We start from the raw sequence: 12,512 nt of genomic DNA on the forward strand, positions 1-12,512 counted from the left end.
TCTAGTTTTGAAGGAATATATATTTAAAATTCCTTTTGACATTCTGAAAAGAATGTGTATAATGATAAAAGTCTGGTAATGATGGCAGAGAGGTCACACCCGTTCCCATACCGAACACGGAAGTTAAGCTCTCTAGCGCCGATGGTAGTTGGGACCTTGTCCCTGTGAGAGTAGGACGTTGCCAGGCTTGTATTATTCCGCAGTAGCTCAGCGGTAGAGCTATCGGCTGTTAACCGATCGGTCGTAGGTTCGATTCCTACCTGCGGAGCCATTATGCTTCCATAGCTCAGCTGGTAGAGTACTTCCATGGTAAGGAAGAGGTCACCGGTTCAAGCCCGGTTGGAAGCTTGGAAAAGTTTTTAAATTTTTGGCCCGTTGGTCAAGTGGTTAAGACACCGCCCTTTCACGGCGGTAACACGGGTTCGAATCCCGTACGGGTCACCACTTTTGGAGGATTAGCTCAGCTGGGAGAGCACCTGCCTTACAAGCAGGGGGTCGGCGGTTCGATCCCGTCATCCTCCACCATATATGTTTAAATGTCGGAGGGGTAGCGAAGTGGCTAAACGCGGCGGACTGTAAATCCGCTCCTTCGGGTTCGGCAGTTCGAATCTGCCCCCCTCCACCATTTTCTTAAAAATAACCTGAAAGGGTTTATTTTTTTGAGAAGATAACCATACTAGTAAATATTAATGGGCTATAGCCAAGCGGTAAGGCAACGGACTTTGACTCCGTCATGCGCTGGTTCGAATCCAGCTAGCCCAGCCATTTACGAGCCATTAGCTCAGTTGGTAGAGCATCTGACTTTTAATCAGAGGGTCGAAGGTTCGAATCCTTCATGGCTCACCATTTTCGCGGAAGTAGTTCAGTGGTAGAATACAACCTTGCCAAGGTGGGGTCGCGGGTTCGAATCCCGTCTTCCCTTTATTACTTTGGGGCCTTAGCTCAGCTGGGAGAGCGCCTGCCTTGCACGCAGGAGGTCAGCGGTTCGATCCCGCTAGGCTCCACCAAAAAGCTATTTTAAATAGCAAATGGTATGTTCTTTGTGTTTAAATAGACAACTTTTATATTTATCGTTTAAAATGAAGAAAACGTAAAAATAAGGGATGGGGGATAATTGTGAAAGTTGTTATTGCATCTGATTCATATAAAGAAAGCCTAAAAGCTATAGAAGTATGTGAAGCTATTGAAAGAGGTTTTAGAGCAATTTTTCCTAATGCAAAGTATGTGAAAATACCAATTGGAGATGGAGGAGAAGGGACGGTTGAATCGCTTGTTGATGCTACAGGGGGGAGAATTATATCAATTAGTGTGACAGGACCGCTTAGAGAAAGTGTGCAAGCTTTTTATGGCGTGTCTAAAGATAAAAAGACAGCGTTTATTGAAATGGCAGCAGCATCAGGATTACAGCACGTTCCAGTTGAAAAGCGAAACCCACTTATTACAACGACAAAAGGAACAGGAGAACTTATATTACATGCGCTAAATCAAGGGGCGGAGTACATAATTTTAGGACTTGGAGGAAGTGCTACAAATGATGGTGGGGCAGGCATGTTAGCAGCTTTAGGAGTAAGATTTATAAATGACAAGGGTGAAGTAATAGATCCATCTGGAGGTACGTTACATTCGATTGTTGCTATTGATTTTTCACAAATGGACCCACGCTTAAAGGGGATAAAGATAGAAGCGGCATGTGATGTGGATAATCCATTAGTCGGAATGCAGGGAGCATCTTTCGTATTTGGGAGACAAAAGGGTGCGAATGTAGAGATGATGAAAGAGCTAGATGAGAATTTAAAACATTATGCGAATATCCTTAAAAGATATGTATCTTCTGATGTATCTGAAATACCTGGTGCAGGGGCAGCAGGAGGAATGGGAGCGGCTGTTATTTCAGTGCTAAAGGGAGACTTGCGAAAGGGCATTGAAATTGTATTGGATTATACAAATTTCGATAAACATATAGAAGATGCAGATCTCATTATAACTGGTGAAGGTAGAATAGATGAACAAACTGCATATGGGAAGGCTCCTGTTGGTGTTGCGGGGCGTGCGAAACGTTTTTCTGTGCCTGTAATTGCCATTGGAGGGTCTGTATCATCTGATTATTCAGCCGTGTACGAGAAAGGAATAGATGCGGTATTTAGTATTACAACGAGACCGATGACACTAGAAGAAGCATATAGAGTAGCAGAAGAAAATATTGAAATGACAACGAAGAATATTGCAACAGTATGGAAAATAGCTTCAGAAAAAAACTTCTAAATGTAGGGTTGTTTTTTTATTATTATTTAATAATAGTGATTGTGATTGTTTCATTAAGTTAACTTTATACATAGAATAGTCTTGAAATTTGATTTTCAACGTGAATATAAGTGAATAATTTGTATATCCATACAGAAAAATGTCGAGTTGAGTCAGACTATATAAAAGATTTAAAATATTTAGTGAAGGCACAGAAGGGGGATACTATCTATGAAAAAAGAAATCTCAGTTATTGGAGTTCCAATGGATTTAGGGCAGATGCGTCGTGGCGTTGATATGGGACCGAGCGCAATCCGTTATGCAGGGGTAATTGAAAGAATTGAAGAAATTGGATATAACGTTAAAGATATGGGAGATATACGTATAGAGAGAGAAAAAGAGATAGATGAAAATACAAAATTAAGAAACCTTACACAAGTTGCAACTGTATGTAATGAATTAGCAAGTAAGGTGGATCATATTATAGAAGAAGGTCGTTTTCCACTTGTATTAGGTGGTGACCATAGTATTGCTATCGGTACATTAGCTGGTGTAGCAAAACATTATAAAAACTTAGGTGTTATTTGGTATGATGCACACGGTGATTTAAATACAGAGGAAACTTCACCATCTGGAAATATTCACGGTATGTCACTTGCAGCAAGTTTAGGTTATGGACATTCTTCACTTGTAGATTTATATGGAGCATATCCAAAGGTGAAAAAAGAGAATGTCGTAATTATCGGTGCGCGTGCATTGGATGAAGGAGAAAAAGATTTCATTCGCAATGAAGGTATTAAAGTGTTCTCAATGCATGAAATTGATCGTATGGGGATGACGGCTGTTATGGAAGAAACAATCGCATATTTATCTCATACTGATGGTGTACACTTATCATTAGATTTAGATGGTCTTGATCCTCATGATGCACCAGGTGTTGGGACGCCTGTAATTGGTGGTTTATCTTATCGTGAAAGCCACTTGGCGATGGAAATGTTAGCAGAAGCGGATATTATCACATCTGCTGAATTTGTTGAGGTAAATACGATTTTAGATGAGAGAAATAGAACGGCAACAACAGCAGTTGCTTTAATGGGTTCTTTATTCGGTGAAAAACTAAAATAAATGTAAGAAAAGCAACTGAGAAGTTGCTTTTTTTATTTGAAAATAGGCGTATAATAATGATTTATATTATACTGTAAGATAAAAATGTTTGACATCTTACCAATTTGAGCTAAAGGGGGTTGTTTGTAATTGTCGTTTGTTTCATGTATGGTATAATTAACTAGTTGTTGGAAATACATACAGATAGAGCATAAAACAATATTTCAATATATGGATAGAATTGCTCGTAAGTAGGAGGAAGGGATAGCATGCCTTTTGAAGATACGACCATTTTGAAATATCTTAGTACGGCATTAGATATTGCCATTGTATGGTTTATTATATATAAGCTGATTCTCATAATCCGAGGGACGAAAGCTGTTCAACTTTTAAAAGGGATTACAGTTATCATTGTCGTTAAGATGATTAGTATTTTCCTTGAATTGCATACGTTATCTTGGCTAACTGAACAAGTATTAACATGGGGATTTTTAGCCGTTATTATTATCTTTCAGCCAGAATTGCGAAGAGCACTTGAGCAGCTAGGGCGCGGGAGTTTATTTTCGCGTGTTGGACCGCATGAGGATGATGAACCTGAAATGGTTGCAACAGCGATAGCAAAAGCAACCGAATATATGGGGAAACGTAGAATAGGTGCATTAATTACTTTGTCAAAAGAGACCGGTATGGGTGATTATGTGGAAACGGGTATTCCGCTGAATGCAAACGTATCATCGGAATTACTTATTAATATTTTTATTCCAAATACACCTCTTCATGACGGAGCGGTAATTATGCAAGGAAGTACAATTAAAGCAGCAGCATGCTATCTTCCATTATCAGAAAGTCCGTTTATTTCTAAAGAATTAGGAACTAGGCATCGTGCTGCAATGGGAGTTAGTGAAGTTACTGATAGTATTACAGTAGTTGTGTCTGAAGAAACTGGTCAAATTTCTTTAACGAAAAATGGTAAGTTGCATCGTGATTTGAAGACAGAACAGCTGAAGGATATGTTATTAGCTGAATTTAGTGGGAACGAAAAAACGACTTCTTCGTCTTTATGGAATTGGAGGAGAAAGCGTCATGGATAAGTTAATGGAGAATCATTGGTTTTTAAAAGGGATCTCATTACTATTGGCGTGTATGCTTTTTATGTCAGCGACGTTAACTGAGAAAAATACGACATCAGGTATATTACCTTTTGCAAATGATACGAAAGAAACATTAACTAATTATGAGATTAATCTTAAGTATGATGAGGAGAAATATATTGTAAGTGGTATTCCAGCAGAGGGCGTTAAGGTGAAGTTAGAAGGCCCAAAAGCATCAGTTGCTACAGCAAAAGCAAAAAAACAATTTGACATACCAATTGATTTGCGAGATAGTCCAAAAGGAACTTATGAGATTTCTTTAAAAACGAACGGGCTTCCAGACGATGTGAAAGGAACAGTTCAGCCATCAACAATTAAAGTTACTCTTCATGAAAAGGCGAGAAAATATGTTCATGTAGATTTGAAATTATCAAATGAGGATCAAATGCCAGCGGGGGCTACTCTCGAAAAATCAAGCATTAAACCGGATACTGTTGAGGTAGTTGGGACGAAAGAAGAAATTGAAAGCATTTCATCTGCCAAAGCGTATGTTGATTTAAAAGGTGTTAATAAAACTGTTACAAAAACGCCCGAAGTTACATTATACAATAAAGAAGGAAAACGTTTAAATGTAAGAACAAGTCCATCTAAAATTAGTGTAACATTGAATGTGGCAACGCAAACTACAGCCAATAATACTGAAAAAACTGTTCCTGTAACGTATACGAAGAAGGGGAGTTTAGCAGAAGGATTGGCAGTTACAAATATCAGTGTCGAGCCGAGAGAAGTAACAATAGCTGGTCCAAAAGATATTTTGGATAATATACAATCGCTAGAGGGGGTCGAAGTAGATCTTAGTCAATTGACAGAGTCTACAACATTCGATGCCTCTGTTTTATTACCCAAGGGTGTAACCAGTGCAAAACCGAATCAAGTGAAGGTTTCGGTGGGAGTGCAAAAAACAAAACAAACGAAAACAAAAACGATTGATGGCATCCCAATCCAAAAAAATGGACTTTCTAAAGATGTTACGGCTCAGCTAATTTCGCCGCAAGATGGAAAGATAAGTGTTGATATTTCAGGAGAAGCAAGTATAGTAGATAAAATAACAGCTGCCCAAATAACAGCGGTAATTAATTTGCAAAATGTATCTTCAGGGACGAAAGATATTTCTATTCAAGTGAGTGGACCTGGTAATATTTCAATAGAGCCAAAACAAAAAAGTGCTAAAGTTACTATTGTAAAGAAAGAAAAACCAGATAAAGAAGTACAAGGTAACGGTCAACAACCGGATTCAAACACCAATCAAGAAAATCAAAATGAGAAGCCAAAAAATCCTGAATCCAATCAAGAAAAAGAAACGGAACAGGAAAATAATCAAAACCAAAATCAAGATAAAGATAAAGATAAAGAAACTAGTCAAGAACCAACGGTAGATAACCATAATCAAAAAGAGCAAGAAAAAGGAGCGAATCATAATGGGTAAATATTTTGGTACAGATGGAGTACGTGGAGTTGCAAATAAGGAGTTAACACCTGAATTAGCTTTCAAAATTGGGCGTTTTGGTGGTTATGTATTAACAAAAGATACAGATCGTCCAAAAGTAATTATCGGTCGTGATACACGTGTATCTGGCCATATGTTAGAAGGAGCTTTAGTAGCAGGTCTATTATCAACTGGAGCAGAAGTAATGCGCCTTGGCGTTATTTCTACACCGGGCGTTGCTTATTTAACAAAAGCACTAGATGCACAAGCAGGTGTTATGATTTCTGCATCTCATAATCCAGTACAAGATAATGGTATTAAATTCTTTGGTTCAGACGGCTTTAAATTAACAGATGAGCAAGAAGCTGAGATTGAAGCTTTATTAGACAAAGAAGTTGATGAACTACCACGTCCGACAGGTACTAATCTTGGACAAGTGAGCGATTACTTTGAAGGTGGACAAAAATATTTACAGTACATTAAACAAACTGTTGAAGAAGATTTCTCTGGCCTACATATCGCTTTAGATTGTGCACATGGTGCAACTTCTTCTCTAGCTCCATACTTATTTGCAGACCTAGAAGCTGATATTTCAACAATGGGAACTTCTCCAAACGGTATGAATATTAACGAGGGTGTAGGATCTACACATCCAGAAGGCTTAGCTGAATTGGTAAAAGAAAAAGGTGCGGATATTGGACTTGCTTTTGATGGCGATGGCGACCGTTTAATTGCTGTAGACGAAAAAGGAAACATCGTTGACGGTGATCAAATTATGTTTATTTGTGCGAAGTACATGAAAGAAACTGGTCAATTAAAACATAATACAGTTGTTTCAACTGTTATGAGTAACTTAGGTTTCTACAAAGCACTTGAAGCAAACAATATTACAAGTGATAAAACAGCAGTTGGTGACCGCTATGTAATGGAAGAGATGAAACGCGGTGGTTACAACTTAGGTGGAGAACAATCAGGCCATATTATCTTACTTGATTACATTACAACTGGTGACGGAATGTTAAGTGCACTTCAACTTGTAAACATCATGAAAATGACGAAAAAACCATTATCTGAGCTTGCAGGAGAAATGACGAAATTCCCACAATTGCTAGTAAACGTTCGTGTAACAGATAAAAAATTAGCATTAGAAAATGAAAAAATTAAAGAAATTATTCGTGTTGTAGAGGAAGAAATGAACGGTGATGGCCGTATTCTTGTTCGTCCATCTGGAACAGAGCCACTTATTCGTGTAATGGCAGAAGCACCAACACAAGAAGTTTGTGATGCATATGTACATCGCATTGTAGAAGTTGTGAAAGCCGAAGTTGGCGCTGAGTAATTAGCTGAATTTATATGAAAAAGGAGCACAAAAAGTGCTCCTTTTTCATATGTTTTATAGACGATGAAAAAAATTTCATTGACGGTTTATCCATGTTTGTTATAAGATGGTCTTGTTCTTTTTCTCAAAGGAAATATTGTAAATTATAAAAGCGCCAGAACTACAAATAGTGTAGTTGACGAGGTGGGGTTTATCGAGATTTCGGCGGATGACTCCCGGTTGTTCATCACAACCGCAAACTTTTACTTAAATCATTAAGGTGACTTAGTGGACAAAGGTGAAAGTGTGATGAGAGAAGAGGAACGGATGAAAACTAGCTGTATAAGTATATACGGACTTAAACCCAATCGAGAGGAAGGTGAAAGCCGTTACAAGCTTACAGGGCTAGCAATATGTAATCCGTTTTTTAGTATAAATAAAAATGGTATCGGACTATGTCGTTACATGTTCGCAGAGCAGTGTAAGCATTTGTAACGGCGACTAAACATGTGTGGAATCGTAGGATTTATTGGAGAGCAAGATGCAAAGGAAATTTTATTAAAAGGTTTAGAAAAGCTAGAATATCGTGGATATGATTCAGCAGGTATTGCAGTACAAGCAGAGAACGGTGTTGTTGTATACAAAGAAAAAGGCCGTATCGCAAAACTTCGTGAAATCGTAGATGAGAATGTAGCAGCAAGCGTAGGTATCGGACACACACGCTGGGCTACACACGGTGTTCCAAGTAAAGTAAACGCGCATCCGCATCAAAGTACATCAAAACGCTTTACACTAGTTCATAACGGTGTAATTGAAAACTATGAATTAGTGAAAAAGGAATATTTACAAGATGTAACGTTCGTAAGTGAAACAGATACAGAGATTATCGTACAGCTTATGGAACAACAAGTGAGCACAGGATTAAGTGTAGAAGAAGCGTTCCGTAATACGCTATCTCTTTTACATGGCTCTTATGCAATCGGATTACTTGATGCTGAAAATCCAAACATGATTTATGTTGCTAAAAACAAAAGCCCGCTATTAGTAGGTGTTGGTGACAACTTTAATGTTGTGGCGAGCGACGCTATGGCGATGTTACAAGTTACAGATCAATTTATTGAGTTAATGGATAAAGAAATCGTAATCGTAACGAAAGAAAGTATTACAATTAAAAACTTACAAGGTGAAACGATTGAACGTGCACCGTTTACAGCGGAATTAGATGCAAGTGATATTGAAAAAGGAACATACCCTCATTTCATGCTTAAAGAAATCGATGAGCAACCACTTGTAATCCGTAATATAATTCAAAAGTATCAAGATGAAAATGGCGAGATTGAATTAAATCAAGACATTCGCAATGCGATTTTAGATAGCGATCGTATTTACATCATTGCATGTGGAACGAGCTATCATGCAGGTCTTGTTGGAAAACAATTTATCGAGAAGTTTGCAAAAATGCCAGTTGAAGTGCATGTAGCAAGTGAATTCTCTTACAACATGCCATTATTAACAGAAAGACCATTCTTCATTTACATTTCACAAAGTGGTGAAACTGCTGATAGCCGTGCAGTACTTGTACAAACAAATGAAATGGGTCATAAAGCATTAACAATTACAAACGTGCCTGGTTCTACTCTTTCTCGTGAAGCTGATTATACACTTCCGTTATATGCTGGACCAGAAATTGCAGTTGCATCAACGAAAGCTTACACAGCACAGCTTGCAGTACTTTCAATTTTAGCAGCTGATATTGCTAAAGCAAAAGGTGAAGTTCTTGATTTCGATTTAACACACGAACTAGGACTTGTAGCAAATGCAATGATAGAACTTTGTGATCAAAAAGAAGAAATGGACGCATTAGCAAAACAATTTTTAGCGACAACGCGTAACTGTTTCTTCATCGGACGTAGCGTAGACTTCTACGTAGGATTAGAAGGTGCGTTAAAACTAAAAGAAATCTCTTACATCCAAGCAGAAGGATTCGCTGGAGGAGAGTTAAAACACGGTACAATCGCTTTAATCGAAAATGGTACACCAGTTATCGCACTTGCTACACAAGAGCACGTAAACCTTGGAATTCGCGGCAACGTGAAAGAGGTAGTAGCACGCGGAGCTAACCCATGTATCATCTCAATGAAAGGCTTAGAAATGGAAGGAGACAGCTTCGTATTACCAGCTGTACACGAAGCACTAGCACCGCTAGTAGCAGTTATTCCATTACAACTTATTTCATACTACGCAGCACTTCACCGCGAGTGTGACGTTGATAAGCCACGTAACTTAGCTAAGTCTGTTACTGTTGAGTAGGAGATTGGTAGGTTAATAAATATAGTTGTAGCTTTAAAATAAATTTACAAATTTGCACCCCTTTAGATATTTTATCTAAAGGGGTGTTTTTGTGTCGAAAAATAACATCTAGAATTGGTAAGTGGATAGAACCCTATAGATTAAAGTTTTACTTTATCGAATTCACTTTTATTTATCTGAATTTTTCGTTATTATTTTAAGTATTCATGAACAATTTCTTTTATTACGACAAAAAGAGACGAGAGATTTATGGACATTTCAGGGGGGATATTGATGAAAACGATTAAAAAAACATATCTAAGTATAGAAGAGATTATTTCATTACCAACCTTATCAAGTACAAACATAAGTGATGATGGTAAAAACGTAGCATTTGTAAAGAAGACGGCTGATTGGAAAGACAATACATATAGGAATCATGTATGGATATATGAAAAAGATAAGAAGCAGAGTTACCCATTATCAAATGGGGATATAGATAGTACACACCCATTATGGTCTCCAGATGCTAAGTGTATCGCATATCTTAGTCCAGTTGGTGATGGGAAAAATCAGATATTTGTTAAGTCGCTAGATGGTTATAGCGAGGTTCAAATTACTGATGAGAAGGAAGGAATTAGTACATTCAAATGGGATCCTGCTGGCAAAGGTTTTTATTATGTTGCACAGTCAAAAGAATGTGAGGAAATAAAGAAACGTAAGGAATTATATGGAGATTTCGATCATGTAAGTAAGGAACACCAGAATAATTGTTTATATTACATTGAAATAGAAAAGGTGATACAAAGTGATACAGATGAACATGAGAACAGAGTTGTTTATCGATTAACTGATGGTAAGGATTTTCATATCCATGAATTTGATATTTCAAATGATGGTAAAAAGGTTGTATTTATGGCGACACCAAGCTCAAATATGGCAGATTATATAAATGGAGATCTATACATACTCCATATTAAACCTGGAGAGCTACAAAAGCTGAATGTGGATAAATTGTTGGGAGGGAGTGTTTGCTTTTCTCCAGAGGGCAGCAAAATTTGTTACTCAGCAAGCATAAGAGAGAGGGATTACTATAGAAACTATATACAAGATAGTACGTTAGAGATATATGATATTCATAATGGAGAGCTAATTCAACCTTTAACAGATTTTGATAGTACGGTTATGCCATTACAGTGGACAGCTAAAGGGATTTTAATTAGATGGCAGAATAAAACGAATTATCTTATTGGGTTGCTAGCTGAAGATGGAACTGTGGAAATATTAAGCGAAAAAGTAGATGGCTTTATAATGGATGCTTCTATAACAAAGGATGGCAAATATATATCCTACAATAAGGCAATAACAAATGAAACCTTTGAAATCTATTTAGACGATAAAAAAATAACGGATGAAAATAGCTTTTTCAAAGGGAAACTTAGAAGTAACAGGGAAATCATCTCATGGAAAAGTAGCGATAGTCTTGAAATAGAAGGTGTTTTATCAACGCCAGTAGAGTTTGATACTAATAAAAAATATCCTTTATTAGTAGTAATTCACGGCGGTCCGGCTTGGGCGTCTTTTCCGATATTTTCAGACTGCTTCAATGAGAAATATCCGATTGAACAGTTTATTGAAAAAGGCTTTATCGTTTTAGAACCAAATTACAGAGGAAGTTCAGGTTATGGTAATGAATTTTTAAAAGCTAACTATAGAAAACAGGGGATTGCTGACTACGATGATGTTATATCTGGAGTGGATGAACTAGTAGAAAAAGGGATGGTAGACAAGGATAGAGTAGGAGTTATGGGATGGAGCAACGGTGGATATGTATCAGCTTTCTGTTCTACATTTAGTAGTCGATTTAAAGCTATTTCAGTTGGCGGTGGAATCACTAACTGGAGTACCCATTATGTAAATACAGATATACCTTACTTTATTAGAATGTATTTAGGAAATACTCCATGGAATGATCCAGAGATATATACGAAGACATCACCTATGACGTATATTGAATCAGCTTGTACGCCTACCTTAATTCAGCATGGAGAAAAGGATGCAAGAATTCCAATTACAAATGCATATGATCTATATCAAGGATTAATGGATATGGAAGTGGATACAGAATTAATTATATTTAAAGGAATGGCATATAGTCCTAATCAGCCGGGAATGAATGTAGCTATTATGAAGCAGAATTTGATGTGGTTTTCACACTATATTCTTGGAGAAAGTATGGAGGGTTTTAGAACTTTATAATGGATGTTTGTACAAGACATAAGGCTGAAACGGTCTTCATCTTGAGATGATTTATTATAAAATATATACTTAAACTAATATCTGTACACACATCAGGGAGGACTAATATGACAGGAAATAAAAATGACTTACTAGTAGAAAAACGTCAAGAGTTATTGAAAGTATTGCAAGCTCGTTTTGAGAAAAATATGAACCGCCATGAAGGTCTTGAATGGGCTAAGGTTGAAGCTAAGATAGAAGCTAATGCTGAAAAATTATGGTCACTTAACGAAATGGAAGTAACTGGCGGTGAGCCGGATGTAGTCGGTTATGATGAAGAAAAGGACGAATATACTTTCTATGATTGTTCAAAGGAGAGTCCTAAAGGCCGCAGAAGTCTTTGTTATGATCTTGAAGCGTTAGAATCAAGAAAAAAACATAAACCAGAAAATAATGTTATTGATGTTGCAAATGCTATGGGCATTGAACTATTAACGGAAGAACAATATCGGGAATTGCAACAACTTGGGGATTTTGACATGAAATCATCAAGTTGGGTACAAACACCTTCAGATATTCGAGAACTCGGTGGTGCTCTATTTTGCGATTATCGCTTCGGACATGTTTTCGTGTACCACAATGGAGCAGACTCTTACTATGCTGCCAGAGGTTTTCGTGGCTCGTTAAAAGTTTAAATTAGGATAAATAAGAAAAAGAGCCTATACTCTGAAGTGACCCCTAAAAG

Annotated in this window: 9 protein-coding genes, 9 tRNA genes and 1 rRNA gene; all 19 read left to right on the forward strand. The window is 37.4% G+C overall.

Going from position 1 to position 12,512, the window contains the following annotated elements:
* Positions 1-71: 71 nt before the first annotated feature.
* Positions 72-187, forward strand: a 5S ribosomal RNA gene (gene rrf / locus DN400_RS19555).
* 9 nt (positions 188-196) lie between these two features.
* A tRNA-Asn gene (locus DN400_RS19560) sits at positions 197-271 on the forward strand.
* A gap of 4 nt (positions 272-275) precedes the next feature.
* Positions 276-348: transfer RNA gene (locus DN400_RS19565), tRNA-Thr, on the forward strand.
* Between the two features lie 21 nt (positions 349-369).
* Positions 370-444 (forward strand) — tRNA-Glu (locus DN400_RS19570).
* Positions 445-449: 5 nt separating this feature from the next.
* Positions 450-525, forward strand: a tRNA-Val gene (locus tag DN400_RS19575).
* A gap of 16 nt (positions 526-541) precedes the next feature.
* A tRNA-Tyr gene (locus tag DN400_RS19580) sits at positions 542-625 on the forward strand.
* A gap of 65 nt (positions 626-690) precedes the next feature.
* A tRNA-Gln gene (locus DN400_RS19585) sits at positions 691-765 on the forward strand.
* Positions 766-770: 5 nt separating this feature from the next.
* Positions 771-846, forward strand: a tRNA-Lys gene (locus DN400_RS19590).
* 4 nt (positions 847-850) lie between these two features.
* Positions 851-922 (forward strand) — tRNA-Gly (locus tag DN400_RS19595).
* 9 nt (positions 923-931) lie between these two features.
* Positions 932-1,007 (forward strand) — tRNA-Ala (locus DN400_RS19600).
* A 109-nt stretch (positions 1,008-1,116) separates the two neighbouring features.
* Positions 1,117-2,262, forward strand: a complete 1,146-nt coding sequence (locus DN400_RS19605) for a glycerate kinase (RefSeq protein ID WP_097997504.1) — start codon at positions 1,117-1,119, stop codon at positions 2,260-2,262.
* A gap of 210 nt (positions 2,263-2,472) precedes the next feature.
* On the forward strand, positions 2,473-3,366 hold the full coding sequence (gene rocF / locus DN400_RS19610) for an arginase (RefSeq protein WP_000711581.1): 894 nt from the start codon (positions 2,473-2,475) through the stop codon (positions 3,364-3,366).
* Between the two features lie 248 nt (positions 3,367-3,614).
* Positions 3,615-4,436, forward strand: a complete 822-nt coding sequence (cdaA, locus tag DN400_RS19615; protein ID WP_001115694.1) for a diadenylate cyclase CdaA — start codon at positions 3,615-3,617, stop codon at positions 4,434-4,436.
* Complete coding sequence (locus tag DN400_RS19620; RefSeq protein WP_098015053.1) at positions 4,429-5,922, forward strand: CdaR family protein; 1,494 nt, start codon at positions 4,429-4,431, stop codon at positions 5,920-5,922. The genes cdaA and DN400_RS19620 overlap by 8 nt, the downstream gene beginning before the upstream one ends.
* Positions 5,915-7,261, forward strand: a complete 1,347-nt coding sequence (gene glmM / locus DN400_RS19625; RefSeq protein ID WP_000521476.1) for a phosphoglucosamine mutase — start codon at positions 5,915-5,917, stop codon at positions 7,259-7,261. Before DN400_RS19620 ends, glmM begins: the two co-directional genes overlap by 8 nt.
* A gap of 288 nt (positions 7,262-7,549) precedes the next feature.
* Complete coding sequence (locus DN400_RS19630; protein ID WP_001206405.1) at positions 7,550-7,735, forward strand: hypothetical protein; 186 nt, start codon at positions 7,550-7,552, stop codon at positions 7,733-7,735.
* A gap of 12 nt (positions 7,736-7,747) precedes the next feature.
* The gene (gene glmS, locus DN400_RS19635; protein ID WP_000334155.1) at positions 7,748-9,550 is read left to right on the forward strand and encodes a glutamine--fructose-6-phosphate transaminase (isomerizing); all 1,803 of its coding nucleotides are present in this window, start codon (positions 7,748-7,750) and stop codon (positions 9,548-9,550) included.
* 273 nt (positions 9,551-9,823) lie between these two features.
* Positions 9,824-11,788, forward strand: coding sequence for a S9 family peptidase (locus tag DN400_RS19640; RefSeq protein ID WP_141484276.1), 1,965 nt, complete (start codon positions 9,824-9,826; stop codon positions 11,786-11,788).
* Between the two features lie 107 nt (positions 11,789-11,895).
* Positions 11,896-12,462: a DUF4256 domain-containing protein gene (locus tag DN400_RS19645; protein WP_000147403.1), complete on the forward strand. Its 567-nt coding sequence runs from the start codon at positions 11,896-11,898 to the stop codon at positions 12,460-12,462.
* The last annotated feature ends 50 nt before the right edge of the window (positions 12,463-12,512 follow it).

The sequence above is a fragment of the Bacillus sp. AR8-1 genome (assembly GCF_008042345.1).
GTDB lineage: Bacteria > Bacillota > Bacilli > Bacillales > Bacillaceae_G > Bacillus_A > Bacillus_A cereus.